The organism is Chryseolinea sp. T2 (assembly GCF_037203685.1).
GTDB lineage: Bacteria > Bacteroidota > Bacteroidia > Cytophagales > Cyclobacteriaceae > Chryseolinea.
Genome location: NZ_JBBCAU010000002.1, coordinates 786,410 through 807,084 on the forward strand (window position 1 = coordinate 786,410; position 20,675 = coordinate 807,084).

The 20,675-nt window shown below is 46.3% G+C and carries 18 protein-coding genes; 8 read left to right on the forward strand and 10 right to left on the reverse strand.

Annotated elements, in window-relative coordinates; genetic code table 11:
• Positions 1 to 47: 47 nt before the first annotated feature.
• Complete coding sequence (locus tag WBG78_RS08110; protein ID WP_337325900.1) at positions 48 to 608, forward strand: DUF4142 domain-containing protein; 561 nt, start codon at positions 48 to 50, stop codon at positions 606 to 608.
• Between the two features lie 151 nt (positions 609 to 759).
• On the opposite strand, the gene WBG78_RS08115 is transcribed toward WBG78_RS08110, so the two are convergent.
• The gene (locus WBG78_RS08115) at positions 760 to 1,569 is read right to left on the reverse strand and encodes a class I SAM-dependent methyltransferase (protein ID WP_337325901.1); all 810 of its coding nucleotides are present in this window, start codon (positions 1,567 to 1,569) and stop codon (positions 760 to 762) included.
• Positions 1,570 to 1,782: 213 nt separating this feature from the next.
• Complete coding sequence (locus tag WBG78_RS08120; protein ID WP_337325902.1) at positions 1,783 to 2,178, reverse strand: hypothetical protein; 396 nt, start codon at positions 2,176 to 2,178, stop codon at positions 1,783 to 1,785.
• A 526-nt stretch (positions 2,179 to 2,704) separates the two neighbouring features.
• On the opposite strand from WBG78_RS08120, the gene WBG78_RS08125 reads away from it, so the two are divergent.
• The 5 genes from WBG78_RS08125 (at position 2,705) to WBG78_RS08145 (ending at position 6,416) form a co-directional block, all read left to right on the forward strand.
• Positions 2,705 to 3,505, forward strand: coding sequence for a hypothetical protein (locus WBG78_RS08125; RefSeq protein ID WP_337325903.1), 801 nt, complete (start codon positions 2,705 to 2,707; stop codon positions 3,503 to 3,505).
• A gap of 215 nt (positions 3,506 to 3,720) precedes the next feature.
• Complete coding sequence (locus WBG78_RS08130; protein WP_337325904.1) at positions 3,721 to 4,281, forward strand: dihydrofolate reductase family protein; 561 nt, start codon at positions 3,721 to 3,723, stop codon at positions 4,279 to 4,281.
• A gap of 46 nt (positions 4,282 to 4,327) precedes the next feature.
• Entirely contained in the window at positions 4,328 to 4,669 is a 342-nt protein-coding gene (locus WBG78_RS08135; RefSeq protein WP_337325905.1) for a YciI family protein, read from the forward strand.
• Positions 4,670 to 4,701: 32 nt separating this feature from the next.
• Positions 4,702 to 5,055 carry a YciI family protein gene (locus WBG78_RS08140; protein WP_337325906.1) on the forward strand — a complete coding sequence of 118 codons (354 nt, stop codon included), beginning with the start codon at positions 4,702 to 4,704 and terminating at the stop codon, positions 5,053 to 5,055.
• Between the two features lie 116 nt (positions 5,056 to 5,171).
• Entirely contained in the window at positions 5,172 to 6,416 is a 1,245-nt protein-coding gene (locus tag WBG78_RS08145; protein ID WP_337325907.1) for an RNA polymerase sigma factor, read from the forward strand.
• A 69-nt stretch (positions 6,417 to 6,485) separates the two neighbouring features.
• Here WBG78_RS08145 and WBG78_RS08150 read toward each other — a convergent pair whose 3' ends face one another.
• The 4 genes from WBG78_RS08150 to WBG78_RS08165 form a co-directional block, all read right to left on the reverse strand.
• Complete coding sequence (locus WBG78_RS08150) at positions 6,486 to 7,682, reverse strand: histidinol-phosphatase (protein ID WP_337325908.1); 1,197 nt, start codon at positions 7,680 to 7,682, stop codon at positions 6,486 to 6,488.
• A gap of 110 nt (positions 7,683 to 7,792) precedes the next feature.
• On the reverse strand, positions 7,793 to 8,284 hold the full coding sequence (locus WBG78_RS08155) for a group III truncated hemoglobin (protein ID WP_337325909.1): 492 nt from the start codon (positions 8,282 to 8,284) through the stop codon (positions 7,793 to 7,795).
• Positions 8,285 to 8,471: 187 nt separating this feature from the next.
• Entirely contained in the window at positions 8,472 to 9,656 is a 1,185-nt protein-coding gene (locus WBG78_RS08160; protein ID WP_337325910.1) for a sialidase family protein, read from the reverse strand.
• A 7-nt stretch (positions 9,657 to 9,663) separates the two neighbouring features.
• Positions 9,664 to 12,039: a TonB-dependent receptor gene (locus WBG78_RS08165; RefSeq protein WP_337325911.1), complete on the reverse strand. Its 2,376-nt coding sequence runs from the start codon at positions 12,037 to 12,039 to the stop codon at positions 9,664 to 9,666.
• 185 nt (positions 12,040 to 12,224) lie between these two features.
• Here WBG78_RS08165 and WBG78_RS08170 point away from each other — a divergent pair, with 185 nt between their 5' ends.
• Positions 12,225 to 12,554 (forward strand): hypothetical protein, encoded by a 330-nt coding sequence (locus tag WBG78_RS08170; RefSeq protein WP_337325912.1) that lies wholly within the window; start codon positions 12,225 to 12,227, stop codon positions 12,552 to 12,554.
• 231 nt (positions 12,555 to 12,785) lie between these two features.
• On the opposite strand, the gene WBG78_RS08175 is transcribed toward WBG78_RS08170, so the two are convergent.
• Positions 12,786 to 13,193: a (R)-mandelonitrile lyase gene (locus WBG78_RS08175; RefSeq protein ID WP_337325913.1), complete on the reverse strand. Its 408-nt coding sequence runs from the start codon at positions 13,191 to 13,193 to the stop codon at positions 12,786 to 12,788.
• A 286-nt stretch (positions 13,194 to 13,479) separates the two neighbouring features.
• On the opposite strand from WBG78_RS08175, the gene WBG78_RS08180 reads away from it, so the two are divergent.
• Positions 13,480 to 16,245, forward strand: coding sequence for a carboxypeptidase-like regulatory domain-containing protein (locus WBG78_RS08180; protein ID WP_337325914.1), 2,766 nt, complete (start codon positions 13,480 to 13,482; stop codon positions 16,243 to 16,245).
• 140 nt (positions 16,246 to 16,385) lie between these two features.
• Here the strand turns inward: WBG78_RS08180 and WBG78_RS08185 are convergent, their stop codons facing one another.
• The 3 genes from WBG78_RS08185 to WBG78_RS08195 form a co-directional block, all read right to left on the reverse strand.
• On the reverse strand, positions 16,386 to 18,980 hold the full coding sequence (locus WBG78_RS08185) for an ABC transporter permease (protein ID WP_337325915.1): 2,595 nt from the start codon (positions 18,978 to 18,980) through the stop codon (positions 16,386 to 16,388).
• Positions 18,977 to 19,318 carry a PadR family transcriptional regulator gene (locus WBG78_RS08190; RefSeq protein ID WP_337325916.1) on the reverse strand — a complete coding sequence of 114 codons (342 nt, stop codon included), beginning with the start codon at positions 19,316 to 19,318 and terminating at the stop codon, positions 18,977 to 18,979. Before WBG78_RS08190 ends, WBG78_RS08185 begins: the two co-directional genes overlap by 4 nt.
• A 187-nt stretch (positions 19,319 to 19,505) precedes the next feature.
• Positions 19,506 to 20,651 (reverse strand): chromate transporter, encoded by a 1,146-nt coding sequence (locus WBG78_RS08195; protein WP_337325917.1) that lies wholly within the window; start codon positions 20,649 to 20,651, stop codon positions 19,506 to 19,508.
• Positions 20,652 to 20,675: the final 24 nt, after the last annotated feature.

The window sequence follows — 20,675 nt, forward strand, 5'->3', positions numbered from 1 at the left end:
TGGCATAATATTTCCAGTTGCTAATGCTGAACCAAAAAAACAAGATCATGGCAACTGTAACATCTAGTTTCATTATCATCCTGATCGCTGTCACATCGGCAAACTTTCCAGGCACTACACCAAAGGTCCCGACAATGCCGGTTTCGCGCAGTTCTTCGGCTTCAGCGATCGACGATAAAGAATTTGTAATGAAAGCCGCGGATGCGAGCCTTCTTGAAATCAAGGCGGCTGAGGTGGCTTCGAAGACCACTTCTAATCCTGAAATAAAGTCGTTTGCTGCTGCAATGATCAAGGATCACGGCATGGCAAACGGTGAATTGATGGCCATCGCAAAGAAAAAATCAATGACGCCTCGTTCGAATCTTTCTACAGCCAGTGAGCAGAAGTTAAAGTCTCTGTCGTCTAAATCCGGAGTAGACTTTGACAAGGCCTATGCTGAGGCGATGGTGCGCGATCATCAGGAGGCAGTCGAACTGTTTAAATCAGAGGCAACCAACGGCAAGGATGCCGAACTTAAGCAGTGGGCAGAAGAAAAATTGCCGACTCTTGAGCATCACCTCTCAATGGCGCAAAAACTGGTCGAGGCGCCGGCAAATTCAATTAAGTAAATCGGTAGTAGTATCAGACCAGAATCGGTACGTGATAGTTGAATTAAGAATTAAGAGTTAAGAATTAGTTAGCCAGCCTGCGGCTGTTGAATTGCACGACCTATGATCGTAACAGCGAATTCTTAATTCTTAACTCTTAATTCTTAATTTTTTATGCTGCCTTCCGCAGTACAAACCGATAGTATTTCCTGCTCCCGCTTCTGAGGGTTTCATAAAATGGCGACCCTACCGTGCCGGCGAACTGACAAAATAAATTACGCCAGCGCTCAGGGACGAGTTTGCGAATCATTTCATTCTTGGAGTGATCTTCTGCTTCAATTGCAGCCACAACATTTTCGCTGATATTCTCTTCTTCGATGCACTCGAGCCCCGACTCTTTAAGTTGTTCTTTAAAAATCCTCATGTTCTCTTCGGAATTTCTAAAGTCTACAAGCAGCAGGTGGCCACCAGGAGTAAGAACACGATGAGCTTCGGATAAGAATTTTGGTACGGAGCCATAGCCGTGGCACGATTCAACGTTGATCACTACGTCAACGGAATTGTCGGCAAAAGGAATTGATTCGGCTGACCCCTGAATGAAGTTAAGATTAGGTACAACGTGAATCTTGTTAGCAAGCTTTACCGCATTGCTGGCTATGTCCATCCCTGTGTACGACGATGGCTTGAGACTTTGCGTAATGTAACGAGCTCCGCCACCGCGACCACTACCCACTTCCAGGATAACTTTGCCCTCGATTGGCACTTTGGTAGCGAGATAGTGATACATCTGCATGGGGAATCTTTGCAGTGTAGTAGGGCAGATGCCATTTTCATTTTCGCACGACTTGGGAGTATAGCCGTAATTCATGAAGTGCCAGTCAGACGAGCGAATGTACCGTGACAAAATCTCGTAAGTGATCTTAGCGTTAAGGCGCTTAAACCATGGGTAGCCTTTTAGCAGGCGGATAGAAGTCGTTATCATGTGGGTCTTGTAATACGAAGCCAGGCATGCACTGCGTGCAGGAATGAATTCTGGGTAAATTAGAATGAATGCTTAAGAGAGGGGTAAATTCAGCTACTAAGGTGACCATTATTTTGATGATTTCCAATATATCTAACGATTGCAACGGTTGATCTGGCGATGGATGTACTATGCCGCCGGTGGATCTATGTGCGGTTCACCACCACTTTCAACTTACAATCCAACAACGATCGCTACACTAAGCAACAACACGAGTATCCAAAAAAATGCTCCCAGTGTTATGCGCGTAGCTATCGTCCTTTTTTCCTCATTATCGTTGGAATATGCTTCCCGACTCTTATTTCTGAGTCGACCGTTTCTTATTCGTCGAATCGTGGCAAGCTTTGGAATACCAATTATCAAAAGGATAGCCAAGATTATCCCAGCTAGTATCATCGGCATCCATGCTACACCCCAGTAGACCGGTCCGATAGGAGTAACGTAAAGTCCGGTGACCCAAAGCGCAAGAAATAGTACTACAAAAAGCGTCCAGAAGGAGCCCCATGGGCCTCTCGATCCCATTAGCAAAACAGCCACCGTCATGATCAACGATAAACCTATTGCTGCCATAATTATAGGGTAGCCGTTCATAGCTAAGCGTCTAAGAAGCCGTCCTTATTCAGGACAGCCTCCGCCACCGGTCTCTTTATGCAAAGTCTGCGATTTAAAAACCTTGCAGTTTATTGATGGCGACTTTGCGATTCAGCAGGTTTCGTGAAGTTTTAATTCAAGGCACTGCCGTTTCAAAGGGACCAATTTCAACTAGCTTGGCGTTAAATACTGTGCCACTTTATTTGAAACAAAAGGCTGTGCATCTGGTTAAAATTCAACTTGGTGATGTTATCTCTGATTAGCCTTTTCCCGTGCAATTTTATCCACAGAGTAAATTCCTCCTCACCTTCGCAACGCCGGAAATTTAAACTCAGGACTAGGGACTCAGGGCTTGTTTCTAATTTTCACTATATTCATTTGCACTTCATTACAAACATCTTCGTCGCCCTGGCAGCGGCCTGAAAATGACGGCCCGGAATAGCATGTTGGCCGAGCACCGTTGGTTTTGAATTTTACGCTGCGACATCCATACCATGTATTCAATATGAAAACCACCCTTCCTATTCTGGCCATCAGCCTCGTGCTTTGTACTGTTTTGGCCGTTGAGAACATTGTCGAAAAACTCGGTTTGCAGGAACAGACAGCAAAAGATTTCATTCTGAAGGACTTCGTAGGCCGCTTCTCAACATCGCCAGTTGATGATGCTAATTCTGAGGAAGACACGTCAGATAAAATCGCTGCCGAGACGAAGATATTTCAGATACCGAGCGCCAAACTATTGTCTTCGGTAGTGACAGGAGATAAAAAGGCGGCAGCTAAAGAATTGTGTGCCTATGTGAAAGCGTACGTGAACAGCCCTCAGTTCAAGTCGGATTATCAGCAGTTAAGGGAGGCGACAAAGCCTGAGTCGGAACCTTCTGGCATGGATCCGGCGCAGATAGAATCATTCAAGGCCTCAATAGCAGAAATGGAGAAACAAATCGAAACGTTGAAGGCAAGCCCGATGACGCCCAAAGAAGCCATCACTCAATACGAGACCACGGTAAAACAAATGAAGGCGCAGATACCAACAGGCGACCCAACGCCCAACAAGACCAAATGGATGAAGACGTATCCCGAAGATCCTTCTGTTATGGTAAAGGCGAGGCTTAATGAATATCTGCAACTGCTCGCCACGGTCGACTTTACAGCACAATTAACCGGAAAGACTGTTAATAATCAGAAGTTTGCAAAAGCTGCATACGAGAGCCAAAGCTTAAGGTGGAAGGCAATTTACCGTGCAGGAAAAGATGTAAATGATGTTGCGTCGGCTTTTGCAAAGGAATGGTTGAAGGAGTTAAAGTGATTGAGAATTGTAATTGAAATCGAAAATTCCAGGCCTCCTTTACTAGGGGGCTTTTTTTATTCAGGATTGGTTCGGCTCTAAGTCCTAGAGTATTGCAATAATGAAAGTATTGTATTGATCGAGGCAGAAATTGAAGCCTTTTAAAAAAATGTTTGGGACTTAGTCCAATCCTGGAGGTTTGGTCGTCATTCGGGCGTAACAAAACTTTCAAATGTATGGGCAGAGTAATGAGTTTGATCAACGTCACACCGGATGGCTTTGCTGACGGGAAGTACGTAAAAACAGACGCCGAATATTTTGATTTCATCCATGGGCTATTGTCGCGTACCGATACCGTTGCATTCGGGCGAAATAGCTTTGAAATGTTCCAGACGACCTGGCCATCGAGGATGAATCCTGAAAATGCGACGCCATGGCAAGTGCAAATGGCGAAAGCACTGCATGCGATACCGAAGATCGTGTACTCTTCAACTTTGAAATCAACGACCTGGCATAATTCGACAATTGCCAGAGAGCCTGATCCCGTTCATATCAAAAAGCATAAAGCAGATAACAAAGGCGGGATTCTGACTATCGCCAGTCCACAACTCCTTGCCAGCTTTACGAGAATGGGCCTCATCGATGACTACTATTTCTGTATTCAGCCGCTGCTCGGTGGTCAAGGCGATGTCCGCCTCTTCGATCGCCTTCGCCTGGATGATCACCGGCGTCTTCGATATGTCGGGAGCACAGATCTGCTTTCAGGCGTGCACATAGTGCATTATGAATGCCTGTGATGGCGGTCTTGATACACACAAATTCAAAACAATAAACGATTACATCATGGATAAGTTTATGTTCCTGTTCAGGGGTAGTGATGTCTATCAGCCTGGGCAATCACCAGAAATGCTTCAAACACTGAAACAAAAGATGGTAGACTGGCTGGTTATATTATCCGAAAAAGGCATGCATATTGGCAGCGAACCGCTCGAGTCTGGTGGGAAACTGGTGAATGGTAAGAATAGAACCATAGTCGACAGCCCATTCGGATCGTTGAAAGAAATTGTCGGAGGTTGCACCTTCGTGCAGGCAACAGATCTGGGTGAGGCTGTGGAAATTGCTAAAAGCTGTCCTATTTTGGATACCAATGCGACGATCGAAGTACGTCCTGTACAAAAACTGTAGTCTTAAATTCCAATTGTTAATCTTTAAATATCATGAAGAACTTCCTTTTAATATTCAGATACGATTCAAATAACTTACCAGAGGGTTCGCCTGCAGAGTTACAAGCCATGACCAAGCGCTGGATGGACTGGATTGGTGGAATTGCCGCTCAGGAGAAACTCACTGATCGCGGAAATCGTCTCGAATTCATTGGTAAAACCGTGAAGCCGGGCAACGTAATTACTGATGGACCTTTCACAGAAGCAAAGGAATTATTCGGAGGTTATTCAATTGTCAAGGCGTCTTCACTGGAAGAGGCGACAAGTTTGGTATCCGGTTGCCCCATACTCACAGTGGGCGGCAGCGTCGAAGTAAGGCCTGTCAACGAGTTAAACATGAAGCCCTGAGTAATTAGTCCTGAGTATTTAGTCCTTAGTCCTGAGTAGTGAGTGTTTTTATTACTTTAACTGCCAGCGGACAATACTCAGGACTAATTACTCAGGACTAACGACTGACTAATCGAATGGACAATGAACAAACACTTATTCCTGATCTGTTTCGGACAGAATACAAGAAGATTGTGGCTGTGCTTTGCAGATTGTTTGGCATCGGTCAGATCGAGATAGCGGAAGACATCGCGGGTGAAACGTTCATTGCCGCGTCGGAAGTATGGAGTTTGAAAGGCCTTCCGGACAATCCCACTGCATGGCTATATGCCGTGGCGAAAAACAAGGCCAGGGACTATTTCAAACACCAGGCTGTGTTTGTTAAGAATGTAGTTCCGGGTTTAAGGGGTGAAATCAAGACTATCGACGTTGAAATCGACCTGTCCGTTAAGAACATCAGTGACAGTCAGCTGGCAATGATCTTTGCCGTGTGCAATCCGGTAAATTCGGAAGAGGCACAAATCGGACTCGCCTTAAATATTCTTTGCGGCTTTGGCGTGGAGGAAATCGCAGGTGCATTCCTCACCAACAGGGATGTCATTTATAAAAGACTGCAGCGGGCAAAAGAGAAACTTAAGACGCAACAAATAAGAATTGAACCGCCGTCAGTTCATGAAATTGACAATCGTCTTGAAACGGTTCTCAGAACATTGTACCTGCTGTTCAACGAGGGATATCATTCCACTTCGCAGGATAGAACAGTCCGGACAGAGTTTTGTTTTGAAGCAATGCAGCTCACCAAGCTTCTTCTTGAGAGCCAGTTAACAAATACGCCCGTAGTAAATGGCTTGTTTTCTTTGATGTGTTTTCAGGCGTCGCGGCTTGCTGCGCGAACTGATGAGAAAGGTGAAATGATATTGTACAACGATCAGGATGCGTCGTTATGGGATCAGACTTTGATTGCGAAGGGAACGCAGCATCTCGATCAGGCGATGAAAGGTGATCGTCTGTCGAAATATCAACTTGAAGCTGCAATTGCATTCTGGCACACCAGCAAGGATGACACACATGAGAAATGGGAGAATATCCTGCAACTCTACAATATGTTACTAATGGTGGAGTATTCACCTGTTATTGCGCTGAACCGAACCTATGCTTTGTCTAAGGCGAACGGGAAAGAGGAGGCTATTGTGGAGGGAGAGAAAATAGAATTGAAAGGTAACCCATTCTACCATTCACTAATGGGCAATATTTATACTGATGTTGATAATTCAAAAGCGATTGAACAGTATCGCATCGCGTTGACGCTTGCTCCGTCCAATTCAATGAAACAGACGATTGACAGGAATATTGCCAGGCTCGAAAGGGACGAACATAAATAGTTTTCGATATTGGAAATCGCTTGATGCGTCAAATTGCTATGCTCACACGTGGATCTCAGGGCCACGTAATCAATGCCCGTACTCTATTGGCTGTGTCCACGCCATTTCAACCTCTTTGTCTTTGTATGGGTTCTCCTTCAATTTCGTCGACGTGATTCTGGCGCGCACAAACATATGCTGTGATGTCACCTTAAACTTAGCTTTCGTACCTTCAACGCGCGACAACACGCTTGACTTGTCTGCATCCTTCTGGGCACCGATAAATTCAATGGTGTACTTAATTCCGGTCTCTGGTTGTACTTCAATAGCAATGTCCCGATTGTTGAGTGTAACATTCTTCAGTATGACGCCAGATGAAGCGTAGAAGTCGCCGCGTTCGAGTGCCCCGATGAGACTGCCGGGCTTAAGCGAATCAGCATAAACCATTACCCAGCCACGCCCCGCATTTGCGTAAGCTGAACCAAATTGATGATAGCTGTGACTGTCGTCAGTACCGAGGCCAAGTAGGAGAGGTTGACCTCGTTTGTGGTATGCAATATTAATTTCATCCCACAGTGCTTCGGTCCCCGGATGGGTTGCGTCGCCCTCATTATGAACCTGTGGATGGCCGTTGTAAACTTCGAAGAATCGTTCACCGTGCAGCCCTATCATGTCCTGTGCCGTGAGCGCATAATAGAAGTTCGGGTGATTGATGTGAGGAAACATCGGTATTCCAGTCTCTTTGCGTTGTTGCAATACGGCATCGATGTTGTGCTGTAGTGTCTCCGTTACACTGCTTCCGCCTTGAGGAGGAATAACGTTCTGCAGGTTGATGCCTCCCATGTGAAGCGGTTTGCCTTCAAATCGGTCTGAAATTTCTTCAGCAGCAAAAATAAGGAAGCGCTGGTCTTCCATCTTTTGCTTGTACTCAGGATAGGTTTTTAGTCTGACGTTTGTACGCCCGGAATCAATCTTATACGTTACCCAATTTTCTCCGAAGCGTTTCAGATAGTTTTGAAACGAGTCCTCATACATCCTGCTTTTCACCACCTTAACCCACTTTTCGTCGCGTGAGAGCGTATTGTGATCCGACAAGGCAATGAAGTCGTACTGATGAGTCTTGTACCAGTCCAGTATCATCTCAGGATATTCATCGCCATCACTCCAGTAGGAATGGGTGTGAAGGTTGCCTTTGTACCAATGCTTTGTTTCTTTTGCTGGCGACGTTGGTGTCAGCGATACCAGGATAGAAATGAGGTAGGAGGCGAGGCTGAAGGTGGTCAACATTGGACTAAGTTACAAACTTATGATTCAGGTCATACCGCCTGGTTCATGGACCTGACTGCCCCGTTGCTGCTTCCTTGTTGCTTTCTATCCTGGAGAGCAAACTCCGGATTCTAAATTTTCAACCCCATCTTATGCTGAAACACTCCTGCAATCGCCCTTGCCCTCATTCTTGTCTCTTCCGTTCTCTCTCCGGCAAAAAGCTCATCTAACGTTGCTTCGAACAGTGCCAGCCATTGATTAAAGTGTGTGCTGTCTATCGGCAGTGGCAAATGGCTCTGCAGCGGATTGCCACTGTAGCTCGTTTCGCCCAGCAACATGGAACTCCAGAAACCATACATCACCGGCAAATGTTTCGGCCAGTCAACGTGGCTGAACACGGGACCGAGCAACGCGTTTGCCTTGACCTTTTCGTAAAAAGAATCCACAAGAGCGATGATGTCATTTCTGGAGATTATGTCGTGTTTGTCCATGTTGTTCTTTAATATGATGATGCTTGTTTCAATAATTTCATTGCGCCAGCCAATGCGTTGTAATCCCGCGAGCAATCCCACAATAAGCGACAACATTGCCAGTGCCACAAATGGAAGTCCTCCAATACGCACAGTGATGTCGTCGTTTATTAACTATGAGGCTGTTAGGAGCAACATCTTCACGGTCATACAAAAGTGCATGAATGGCCGTTAGGCCACGTTTACGCTGGTCAGTTTGTAATATGACTTTTGTCAGTTTTTGACATTCACCGTTCTAAAGCCTGGTGGGAACAATCGTAAGGCGATCGAATCTCGAAATTCAGAGTTTTGCAGTGAACATTCTCACGCCGCTTTCAGTATCCATTAGGAATGCAACGAGGAATCCATTTTTGGTTTGCGTAACAACCGGGGCGTACGCATTGCTGGTACCTGGGGTGATACTTTGCTTTGTTACCTGGTTGTCGTTGCTGATCTGACAAACGATCGACGTCGCTTTGTCCGTGTTGCCGTCCAGTGCCTCCTCCCAAACCATAACGAAACGCGTCTCATCTGCGCTGACCTGTGGATGACGTCCCGCATTGGAAATCAGCTCGCGCTTGCCAAAGTTGTCTGCGCCGGTCTGCTTGAAGCTATAGTAAAGTCCCGTGCCGTTTCCCTCCGTATACCACATCGAATAAACGCCGCCTTTGGAGCTGCAGAGGGTCGGTCCTGTGTGCGGACAACCGTCTATCACCCAATTGTCCTGACTGATTTTTATGGGTGTTGTAAAGCTATCACCATTGTTTGATGAAGTAGCAATCATCATGTCGCGAACAGGTTGCCCCATCTTGCCCTTCATCAGTCCGCGATAGGCTACGTTGATTCTTCCTCCGAGGTCGCTGTACACATCTATGCGACAGCATTGACAGGCGGAAGAATCAACGAGTATCTCACTTGCAAAACGGAGTCCGTTTGTTTTGGCGAAACGAACGGAACGACCACCCGTTTCATTGTTCAGCTTGATGTCGAGCCATGAAGCGCCGACTTCGCCGTCGGGTAATCGTTCGATATCAAAGTATGATCTGCTCCGACCAGCTATAGTGTCGCTGTGGAGGAATGATTCTGATGTCCACGTTTGACCCTTGTCTGAGGAAGTTCGGTAATAGATTGATCCTGCATACTTATTGGTTTCTGTTGGTGACTTCTTTTCGTACGCGGCGATGATGGTTCCATCTTTCCGGAAAGCTACCTTCGGCATACCTTCCGCGTGTGTGGCAACATCTGAAGAAAGCGGGAGCATTATTATGTTCATGAAAGTATTGCCCTGATCTCCTGAAATAGCATAGTAAAGATTCAGCCGGTCGCCATCACGCTCTGTCCATACAGCAACCGGATTGTCGTTCTCATCATGGGTAAGGTAAACGGACTCTGCTTTTGCTTTTTCCGAAGAGAGTGCCTGAATGCGATCTTTTGGTTTGCAGGCGACGACAAGCAGGGACAGCGCAATGAATGTAAATGGTCTCATGAGGTCGCTAGTTTTTTCCTGTAAATGTGTATTGAATCCCTAAGACAAAAGTTCGTGGTGCAGCTGGTGTAAACGTAGTTCGGTCGGTGGCTGCGTTGCCACGTGTTGCTGCGTTCGCGTATAGCTCATCCGTGAGATTCATGACGTTAGAGAACACCTCGAATCCTTTCCATTGATATCCTGCTCGCACGTTCAGGTAACTCACACCGTGCATTCCAAAAAGAGTCTTGTCTTCATACTTCACGCTATTAACCTGATCCTGGTACCATGACCCTATGCGCTGCCACTCGATCGCAATCCGGAATCCCTTTATATAATGAGGCTTATAGGTAATTTCGCTATTGGCGATCCAACGGGGTGACTGGGGCATTTCCTTGCCATTAACGTTCTGTACTTCGTCGTTACTGCGTGTGCTGAGCTGAAATTCTTCGAACCGGTGGATCGCGTTCGTTCCTCCAAAGCGAAAGAACCATTCACCATTTGGCTTGAAGGTAAGTCCATATTCAACACCGCGATGTAACGTCTTTCCCGCACTTTGGTAATCAGTAGAGTTGTCAGGCTGACGAATACTTAACAATTCGTTGTGCCCAACCATCTGATAAAAGGCATAGTCAAAGTAGACCTTGCTTTGAATAAGTGATCCCCATCCACCGATCTCCAGATTCTTAAATCTTGCCGGTTCGAGATTGTAATAGAATTCGTTACCTGGCGTGGCGCTTGATGCGGGTCTTTTTCTGAATATGGCCGTAAGTGCAGGAGGTGAAAAGCCTTCACTGTAGTTCGCATATAGCCCATTGTCATGAAGCAGGTCGAATGTTACGCCCACCTTAGGTGCAAACTGCCCGTATGATTGTGTGCCAACGGATCCATCGAGGAAATTTTCATAATCGAACGCCATGTTGTCGTACCTTAATCCAATCGTAACTTTCAGCCGCTCAAGCGGACTAATTTCAAATTGCGAATAGGCAGCATAGTTCTTAAGGTTCGCGCGATAGTTTGATAGATAAATGTCGGGGTGCTCCTCTACGACGGAGTACTTTTCAACAGACTTTCCATCAGGCCTCAGCTGTGCAGCGAGGTCTATGCGATAGGCCCAGTAGTCAGTGGGAGAGTAGTCGAAACTTCCTCCCATGAGAAGCCGGGCATTGAGGAAATTGAAGCTGATGCGATGTTGAAGTAAAGCGACTTTGCTGTTGAAACTGTTTCGATTGCGTTCGCCGGTAGCGTTGGTGCTGCCGCTTGTCCAGCGAATAGCATAGTTTGGATTTTGCTCTATGAAGTTGTCGCGATAAGCAAGAGTAAGGATTGTTTCCTGATGATCATTCCATTGATGTTCGATGCTGAAACGAGTCCTGTTTGAGTGAACCTTTCGATACGTAAAATCAGTTGTGCTTGAGTACTCGCAGTTATAGAACGCAACGCTATCGACACTGCCGGCCATATCCGAGTAATATTCGTTTCCTGAGAAAGCAAGTGTGAGTTTCGTTTTATCCGTGAGAGTGTAGTCCAGCCTTGCATTGATAGAGGACTTGTTATAATCGGAAAATGTTTGCCATGAGTCCCGCTGTCTCGCCTCGAATCCACTGATGTATACCCCCAGTTTTTTCCCAATAGTGCCGCCGGCTGCATACTGAATTCTTTTGTACCCCCACTGGTCACCCTGAACGCCGACCTTAGCTGTAGGCATGGAGGTAGGTCGATGTGTAATGAAATTGATGGCTCCGCCAACTGCCTCCGGTCCATACAATGAAGAGGCCGGACCCTTTACGACCTCAATGTTTGAAATCCCGAACACATTCATCTCAATAAGTGCATTGTGATTGAATATGCCCATGGGGCGTATAGGGACACCGTCTTCGAGATAGAGGTAGTATGCCGACGTGCCCATGGGCTGACGAATAGCCATAGCATGTTGCTCATTGTTATAATTGAGCATTACTACGCCGGGTACCTTGTTGACGAGTTCCGTGAGTAACACCGGTTTGGTATCATTGATTATTACAGGTGATACTTTGCTTATTGCAACAGGTGCTTCAGTGCGCAGCGCTGCTTCGCGATTTGCTGTCACTATAATTGGCTGCAGGTTGCTAACTGATGGAGACAGGGAAATAGAAAGGGATGCCCGCGAATTTGGTATGAGCTGTTTATCGTAGCCGATATAAGTTACCTCGAGGGTATCGTTTTCTTGCGGAGCGGGTATTGTGAAATGTCCATTCGCATTTGTAATTACACCCTGCTGGGTTGAACGAAGGCGGATGGTGGCTCCGATCAAAGGTTCTTTAGTTTCACTATCAAAGACGTTGCCGGTAAGGTGTGATTGCTGACCGAACAGATTTATTGAGATCGACACACAAAGTAGTGTGACGAGAATTATCGTTTTCATTATTTGATTTCATTTGGTCATACGGATTGACGCGCAGCATTAATTTACCCGTTCATGCGGGTAGCACTGGCATGCTTAAGCAGATAGCTGACTTAGCCTATGACCTGAGAAGGCGGATGAAAGGGGGAGGGGAGATGTTTGAGTGAAGTCCCCGGCGAGTAGTATGAATTTCCCCTTACATTCTCATGAACGAAGGAAAATTTGTAGGAAATATGGGAGATAAGAAATACGGGAAACTCTACTGTTTGTTGGCGGCTGCCTGTCAGCCCGTTGGTGTCCGCTGCCTTGTCCGCAAGATCCAGATTTTTCTTCAGGAAGCAGGTTCCCTGGCAAATTGGAATTGGTTCAGCCTTATTAATACAGAGCACCTCAGCAATATATTCGCGATTGAGGGTGAAGTAAGTAATCACGCCCAGCTTGTAGAAGCATTGCAGCGACATCAGAAACACGAGGCCTATGGATGTGATTCGTTTCACGGCTTAAAAGTAGTGAAAAGCGCTTATCGAAAAACATGATTTGAATCACAATTAATACTTGATAAAAATCAGAGTTGGCAGTTTTGTAACTCGTTGCTGGTAAATACTTTAAAGATGCGTCGAAACGGTTTGCTGATCCTGCCCCTTAAGAACTCCACTGCGGTGGTTCAATATTGAGCAGGTCATGATACCTACTGATGTCTGAGATGTTTGCCCATAGGTTTGCTGAAAACGGCCGAAGGCCGGAAACCAATTCTTAATTCTTAAATCTTAATTCTTAATTCCCGACTTGTATTGCTCGTCGTTAACCTTCTCCATCCAGTCCACAACTTTGCCATTGAGTTCTTCCTGAATTGCAATATGTGACATGGCGATTGTTGGTGATGCTCCATGCCAATGCTTTTCTCCAGGCGCAAACCACACAACATCACCTGGCCTGATTTCTTCAACTGGTCCTCCTTCACGTTGCGCCCATCCTAACCCGGAGACCACGATAAGTGTTTGCCCCAACGGATGAGTATGCCAAGCCGTTCGTGCACCAGGCTCGAAGGTAACCTTGGCACCTGCCGCCCGCCGGTAGCCGTTAGGTTGAAACAGCGGATCAATTCGCACCTGACCAGTAAACCATTCAGCCGGTCCGACACCGGAAGCCCGCACTTCTAATCTTATTATTTCCATAACTTTCCTCCGTTCTTAATTCTTAAGTCCCGTTTTACATCCTTCCCACATTCAGATCAATATTCAATAAATTTAAGGAACTTCCAGGATCGCCTGCATACGAAAAATCTGCAATCTCCTGGGTAATCCACCAAAAAAGGGTACCGGGTGTATCAATATTGTAAATGGTTCGTTGGTCAAAAGTTTACAAGGTAAAAGGTGGAATTGCGATACACTGCACCATCTTCCAGCGCCACCATCCAAAAAACAATTCTTAATTCTTAATTCTTAATTCCTAATTTCCCTGATGCGTTTACCCGTTGTATTGCTACTCCTGTTCCTTAGCATTCAGGCTACGTCTCAGACGAACATTTCCGGTACAGTCACAGATGCGGAAACCCATCATCCATTGCCTTTCGCCAGTGTCTACATTAACCTCACCACCATCGGAGTTTACTCCGACGAACATGGCCACTTTGTGTTAAAGAACGTTTCAGCAGGGAGGCATGAGTTGGTTGTATCGCATGTTGGCTACATCACCTCTCAAACTTCTTTCGAAGTCAGAGACACAGCAACACTTAATTTTAACATCAGGCTCACGGCCGTCACACTGAAGGAGGTAAGCGTGACAGCTAAACAGGATAAACGTTGGAAAGAGCAACTCAAGCGATTTAATCTTTTATTCTTTGGTAAGAATGCTCAGGCAAGGCAATGTAAGATTCTTAACCCGTGGGTACTTGAATTTTCAGAAGGTCCCTCCGGTGATTTTAGTGCTACAGCATCGGCAAATCTCATTATCGAAAACCTCGGACTGGGTTATAAGATATCTTATCAGTTAAAAAAATTCGAGTTCACTGCGTCCAATTATACCATCCTCGGTGTTACGTGGTTTCAGGAAATTCCTACATACGACAGTGCGCTTGTGAACATGTGGGCACGGGAGAGGCGCAAGGCTTACTTCGGATCGATCACTCATCTGCTGGCTTCTATAACTCATAAGTCGATTGAAAAGGACGGCTTCGAATTGTATGAGGATATAACCAGGAACCCTGATGTTGTCCGAAAATCTACATTTACCTCCAATCTGAACAGATCAATCGCTCCGCTCGACATTAAGGACCGGGTTCGGGTTGGAAAAAATCCCAATCAATATTTTATCGATCTTCCTCCTAAAACGGAGGTGCATTATGTAAAGGGAAAAGCAATACCTACCATTTACAGAAATGTTGCATCGCCGATCAGCTGGATTGAGATAAAGAACAACAAAACGCTTGAAGTGAACGGCAGTGGAATTCCAATGAACCCTGCTGTAATGACTTTATCGGGCGCTATGAGCGATCCAAGGATCGCCGACCTTTTGCCCACCGATTATGATCCAGGCATGGTTGCTCATTTTGTGACGCCGAAATCAGTGGCACCTCAGGCGCAATTGCTATTGGAACCAACTCATTTTCACACAGACAAAACGTTCTACTATTCGGGAGAAAAGTTGTGGTTTAAGGCGTATATGAATTATTCGTCACCTGCCTACCAGGACACATTAAGCAACGTACTTTATTTGGACCTGGTTGATACAACAAACGCTGTGGTGACCTCCAGGCTTCTTCATATTGACACTCTCGGTGTATCGACTGGGAGTCTTGATCTCTCAAAGCTTTCCGTTGGTACGTACCAGCTCAGATCGTCAACACGATGGATGTTGAATTACGACAAGTCATTTATTTTTACGAAAACGATTCGCATTCTTGGTGATGATGAGATCATTTCGAGGCGGGATGTCGATACTGTCAGCTCAGGATCTTTTACAGTGACGGCCGACAAATCTGTTTACGAAACCGGGGACAAGGTTACACTGACGATACGCACGCATGATGAAGAGGGCTTCGCGTTTGCCGGCAATGTTTCGGTTTCTGTCGTTCCTGTTAATTATGCCTCTATCGCCAAAGAAGATCCGAATATCAGTTCTAAGCCTTTACCTTCAGATAGAGTGAATGCGTCGCTGCAATCATCTCACGCCATTCAGTATGGTATCGACATTGTTGGGAAAGCAGATATGAAATCTCGTAAAAAGAAATATCGTCAGCCCATCGTAATGCTTGCGCAGGAAGGTGCCGATGATCTGATCAGTACACGTGCTAACGCAGATGGATCTTTTGCATTCAATGGTCTTCAACTGTACGATACGATGAAATTATCCATGCAGGCACTTAGCGTCAAAGGCAACAGGAGAGGAGTCATCAAGATTGATTCGGTAACAAAAATTGTAATTCCTGCATTGCCGTTCGCAGACGTGAAAGCTGAAGTTGAAAAAGTTGAAACGCCGCGCCGGCCGGTAGCGCCTGAGCTAAGTGGACCAGTTCAGGTTCTGCAGGAAGTAACTATCGAAAGCTCGTCGCCAGCCTCCAGGGTAGTCGGCTCCGCTGTTCATCTGTCTGCTGATATTACTGTTAAGGGAGAAGACTTGCGTAACTCTGACAATGGAGATATTATTTCTATGCTGCAATCCAGAGTTCCCGGACTCCGTCTCCTGACTTTCGTACAGGGCGGCATCGTTCGTAAGTTCTTCCGTCTGGGAGGCATAGCGAGCTTTGATAGCAATCCATTGCATCAGGAGCCTATCGTTATTATTGATGGCAGCGTGATCTCTAATGAATGGGGTGAAAGTTCTGCTGAACAGGTCAGCCGGCTTACCGCGAATATGATCGATCGTATTGAAGTGATTAAGTTTGGTGGCGGGGCAGCATATGGTGCCCGTGGCGCCAATGGCGTGATAGCAATATTTACCCGAACAGATTTCGACAAGAGCAAGATCGTCGACAACTTCGACCGAAAATTATTCACGCCGGTGAGAATCCGGGGATACGCCTCATCAGATACGTTTAAAGGTTATCAATCATACCAGACCGGTACTACAGTTTACTGGAACCCATACGTTGCTTTGAAGCACGGAGAAGATCATACCGTCGTATTCTCCGTTCCCCAGGTTACCGGTAAATATGCGGCGCACGTGGAAGGACTGTCGGCAGACGGGAGACCTCTCAGGGCCGTTTGCCTGATTGATGTCCGAAAATGACGGTATTGAGCCATAAGTTGCCAAACAACAACGCTGATGCTGGCAGTGAATAGCACTGTCGTCATTCAAATGATGTATCGCGGCTGGGCTCCCTTCAATTCTTAATTCTTAATTCTTAACTCTTAATTCTCAATTTCACCTCATTCTTCGTTGAGTGTTTTCATTGGATTTGCAGCCGCCGCCGCATATGACTTATAGCCTATCGTAAGCGCCCCGATTATAAACGTCACAAGCCCCGCGACGATGAACAATATTATGCTCATATCTATGTGGTACGAAAAATCACCGAGCCATCGGTTCATGTATAGCCATGACAAAGGTGTTGCCACAATGAAGGCGAGAACCATAAGTGTCGCATATTGTTTGGAGAGAAGAAGTACCAATGCACTGATGCTTGCGCCATGAACTTTCCGTATACCAATTTCTTTGGCGCGTTGATCGGCCGAGAAGGAGGAGAGTCCCAGCAGTCCCAAACATGCTATGAAGATGGATACGCCTGCAAAGATATTTACGAGTGAACTTACGGATTGCTCACTTTTATATTGGCGCGCAAAGTCTTCGTCCAGGAAATCATAGCGAAACGGAAAAGCTGGATTGATGTCTTTAGTAATTCTTTCAATTTCAGCGATGATTGTGTGCAGATTTCCATTCACGCGGACGAATGCAGTGTACGTGTCCTTTGGATCATAGCGAACAATGAGCGGTGCAATGGGATCATAGAGACTGGACATGTGAAAGTCTTTGACCACACCGGCGATTGTACCTGTCGTTCCCCATAGTGTTAACTCCCGGCCTGTGGGATCATCATAGCCCATGATACCGGCGAAGACTTCGTTGATCAGAAAACGGGCGGAGTCCCGCAGAAACACGTTTGAAAAATCCTCACCCTTGACCACGCTCATTCCCATCGTCTTCACAAAATCTTCGCCCACACTGATCACATTGATCTCGATCTTTAGATTGGGATCCTTGCCAGGCCATTTGGCGCCACCAGTAGACATATCCAGATTAACAGGACTGGAATTTGTTATGGTTACGCTCTGCACGTCAGGCACACTGCGCAATGAATTCATGTAGACTTCTTTCTTCCTGGCGAGCTCCCCTGATAATTCCAGGCTCACAACGTTTTCACGCTTTAACCCAATATCCTTGTGAAGAATATAGGATAGTTGTTTGGAGATTATCAGCGTTCCGCTTACAAGGAAAATCGAAATGGCAAACTGGAAGGTTACCAGGGCATGACGAAAAGAGGAACTTCCGCCATGTTTGGTTTTGCCCTTAAGTGACCTGGCCGCAGAGAACGACGACAACATGAAAGCAGGATAAAGACCCGACAGCAGAGCAGTTAATATCACCATTCCTCCAAAGGCTGCCCATACACCTGGGTCTGAGAATTGGATATGGATAGATTTTCCTGTTAGCGAATTAAAGTAGGGCAGGAGAATGTAAGTGGTGATTGACGCGAGTAGCGTCGACACTACGGCATACATTGATGCCTCGGTAATAAACTGCAGACTTAGCGTCGATCGTTGTGCTCCCATCACCTTACGCATTCCAACTTCGCGGGCACGAAGACTTGCTCGTGCAGTTGCCATATTCATGAAGTTGATGGCAGCAAGCAACAACAAAAACACGGCGATTGCTGACAGAATTCGTACGTACTGAATCCGACCGCCAGCAGGAACCCCATTCTCAAATGTTCCATGCAGATAGTTCTCCCGAAACAACTGGAGATATAAAGGTTCATTCGATTCATGGTTCGTATTCCGGATAACTTCCGTGCCGATCCTGTCGCGTACAGCCTGGACGTTGGCACCTGCCTTCAAGGTTGCAAACATGCTGAATCCTCCGTTATACCAGCTGCTCGCCCAACTGCTTCGATCAATGAAGCTTTGTGCTGCAACCAGCCAGTCGAATTGCAAAGAAGCGTTAGCGGGAATGGAGAACACCCCGGTAACTTCAAAATCTTCCCGATCGTCTAGCCTTAGCGTTTGTCCTATCGCCTTTTCGCGCCAGTCGTTTCCAAAAAACTTTAAGGCCATTTTATCGGAAATGACCATCGTCGGAGCATCGATCAATACTTTTTTTGGATCCCCGACAATCAGAGGATAGCTAAAAACATCAAAGAAGCCAGGCGTTGCAAAACGCCCCTTTTCAAAGGAGGATACTTCTCCGAGACGAAACATGGACTCCATTTCCCAGGTAAATGAAGTAACGGCGTCAACATCCGGATATTGAGTACGCAATACATGTTCCAGGGGAAGAGGTATGCCGTTGGTTGTTTGGATGTCGCCATTGCTTTGAACCAGGTTGCGCCACACCTCGTACATACGGTCGCCCTTGGCATGGAATTGATCTCTCGATGTTTCGTCGGCAACCCACAGCAAAATGAGCATGCACGAGGAGAGGCCCACAACAAGGCCCGCGATATTAATCGCCGTGTATCCTTTGTGTTTCGTGGCCTGGCGAAGAGCAGTTGTAATGTGATTTAACAGCATATCGCTATTGTTTATGTGGTTGAATTGACCGAATCTTTTTATGATTCCCGGACGAAATAAAAGGAGGACATCCAGTGCGTATAGAAGCTTGGCCCTGCGCACATTTTCCGACACTCGCGAGTAAAACAGTTCTGACAGATCTCCTTCGAGATCTTCCAGCAACTCAGGATCGCAAAACCAGCGAAGGGCTTTCAGCGGGAGCGAAGGAGGTTTGATATCGGTTTTTCTATCGCTCATGAATATTTAAATCTGAAAGCAGTTGAAGGGATGGCATCCCAAAGTTTTTGCCTGGAGTCCATCACATAGTCCAATGCTTTTTTTCCAAGTGGAGTCACCTTGTGGTAACGCTTGCGTTTGCCTCCCCTGACGGCTGTGGATTCTCCAAACTCTGATTCAAGAAATCCTTTGTCCTCAAGCCGCTGGAGAGCTGTTCTCATAGCGCCTACACTAACATTTCTTTTAAGTCGTTGCTCTATTTCTTCTTTTATGGCTGCACCGTACGCGTTTCCATAAAGAACGGCTACCGTGAGCAGGACCACCTCCTCAAATTCACCCAATGAATACTTTGACGACATAGTTTACTATTAAATGGCCAGAGTTTCTTAATAATTAAAGTCCTTAATGTAGCCAAAATATTCAATTAAAGTCCTTTTTGTAGTTAATACTCCCACTGTCGAAGAAGGTTTCAAAAAGGAGAGAAGAAAAGTTTACCCCGGGGAGGGGGAGCTTGGTGAAATGCCTGATTTGCTAACGTATACCCATTCATAGCAGAGTCTTTAAGAGTATGCCCAGGATTGCGGCAACAATTATTACATAAGGCTCCTGCAGCTTTTTATAACGAAACAGGATCGCTGCAGTAACAATGGCAACCAAAAGGGTGGGAACATCAACAAGTGTTCTTTTGGCGAGTACGGCAACCGCTCCGGCAATGGCACCAATTGCTGCCGCCGTCACGCCATCAACAAATGCTTTGATTGCCGGATGCTTACCATACCTCTTGAAATACGGCGCAGGTAGCACAGTAAACAAGTAGCACGGCACGAATGTAGCCAATGCAGCAACAACTGCGCCCCAGAAGCCAGCCACGAGATAACCGATGAAACCCACGGTTATGACGACCGGGCCTGGCGTTATCATAGCTACTGCAACGGCGTCAACAAATTCCTGTTCATTCAGCCAGGCGTAGTCTTTTACAACACCGCCATAGAGAAAGGGAACAATTGCAAGTCCGCTGCCGAACACGAACGCTCCTGCTTTGGTGAAAAACCATGCAATCTGCCAAAGCTTCGATTCAAAAGTTACGGCCTGAATTTGGGCCAGAAAAGGAACGAAGCTGTTGCTGCTTATTTTAAACCACGATGGAGGTGCTTTTACAAACCAAACAGTCACACCGCCCAACAGAATCAGCCACAACATTTCCTCTTCAAACACGAAGGTGCTGATAGCTAGTACTATGAATATGACCCATAGGAGCCAGTCTTTGCCGATACTTTTGGTGGTAAGCTTATAGCTGCTGATGGTGATGATGCCAATCACAGCGGCGCCAACTCCATAGAATATTGCCTGCATCCATGGTAAACCACCGTATTGTACATAAGCCCACCCTATAACAAGCACCATAAGGAAGGAGGGCAGAACAAAAGTTAATCCCGTGAGTGTAGCACCCCACACGCCATAGTGGACGTACCCGATATAAATCCCAAGCTGTGCGGCCAACGGACCAGGTGCGAGCTGACTCAACGCAAGGCCTTCGCGATAATCTTCTTCACTGATCCACTTCCTGCTATCAACCAGATCACGGTGCATATAGCCAACGAGCGCCACCGGTCCGCCAAATCCGAGTGTACCAAGCCTGAGAAAGTAGAGGCAAAGATCTTTTAGTGAATATGGGGGATTGAGTTCCTTCATGTGTATCCGAATTCCACTCAATGT

What these genes read in the sequence shown, in the direction of transcription:
- WBG78_RS08115 (WP_337325901.1), bottom strand. Translation starts at nt 1,569, where the DNA reads ATGATAACGACTTCTATCCGCCTGCTAAAAGGCTACCCATGGTTTAAG.
- WBG78_RS08190 (WP_337325916.1), bottom strand. Translation starts at nt 19,318, where the DNA reads ATGTCGTCAAAGTATTCATTGGGTGAATTTGAGGAGGTGGTCCTGCTC.
- WBG78_RS08195 (WP_337325917.1), bottom strand. Translation starts at nt 20,651, where the DNA reads ATGAAGGAACTCAATCCCCCATATTCACTAAAAGATCTTTGCCTCTAC.
- WBG78_RS08150 (WP_337325908.1), bottom strand. Translation starts at nt 7,682, where the DNA reads ATGTTGACCACCTTCAGCCTCGCCTCCTACCTCATTTCTATCCTGGTA.
- WBG78_RS08180 (WP_337325914.1), top strand. Translation starts at nt 13,480, where the DNA reads ATGCGTTTACCCGTTGTATTGCTACTCCTGTTCCTTAGCATTCAGGCT.
- WBG78_RS08175 (WP_337325913.1), bottom strand. Translation starts at nt 13,193, where the DNA reads ATGGAAATAATAAGATTAGAAGTGCGGGCTTCCGGTGTCGGACCGGCT.
- WBG78_RS08135 (WP_337325905.1), top strand. Translation starts at nt 4,328, where the DNA reads ATGGATAAGTTTATGTTCCTGTTCAGGGGTAGTGATGTCTATCAGCCT.
- WBG78_RS08165 (WP_337325911.1), bottom strand. Translation starts at nt 12,039, where the DNA reads ATGAAAACGATAATTCTCGTCACACTACTTTGTGTGTCGATCTCAATA.
- WBG78_RS08185 (WP_337325915.1), bottom strand. Translation starts at nt 18,980, where the DNA reads ATGAGCGATAGAAAAACCGATATCAAACCTCCTTCGCTCCCGCTGAAA.
- WBG78_RS08145 (WP_337325907.1), top strand. Translation starts at nt 5,172, where the DNA reads ATGGACAATGAACAAACACTTATTCCTGATCTGTTTCGGACAGAATAC.
- WBG78_RS08130 (WP_337325904.1), top strand. Translation starts at nt 3,721, where the DNA reads ATGGGCAGAGTAATGAGTTTGATCAACGTCACACCGGATGGCTTTGCT.
- WBG78_RS08160 (WP_337325910.1), bottom strand. Translation starts at nt 9,656, where the DNA reads ATGAGACCATTTACATTCATTGCGCTGTCCCTGCTTGTCGTCGCCTGC.
- WBG78_RS08140 (WP_337325906.1), top strand. Translation starts at nt 4,702, where the DNA reads ATGAAGAACTTCCTTTTAATATTCAGATACGATTCAAATAACTTACCA.
- WBG78_RS08170 (WP_337325912.1), top strand. Translation starts at nt 12,225, where the DNA reads ATGAACGAAGGAAAATTTGTAGGAAATATGGGAGATAAGAAATACGGG.
- WBG78_RS08125 (WP_337325903.1), top strand. Translation starts at nt 2,705, where the DNA reads ATGAAAACCACCCTTCCTATTCTGGCCATCAGCCTCGTGCTTTGTACT.
- WBG78_RS08110 (WP_337325900.1), top strand. Translation starts at nt 48, where the DNA reads ATGGCAACTGTAACATCTAGTTTCATTATCATCCTGATCGCTGTCACA.
- WBG78_RS08120 (WP_337325902.1), bottom strand. Translation starts at nt 2,178, where the DNA reads ATGGCAGCAATAGGTTTATCGTTGATCATGACGGTGGCTGTTTTGCTA.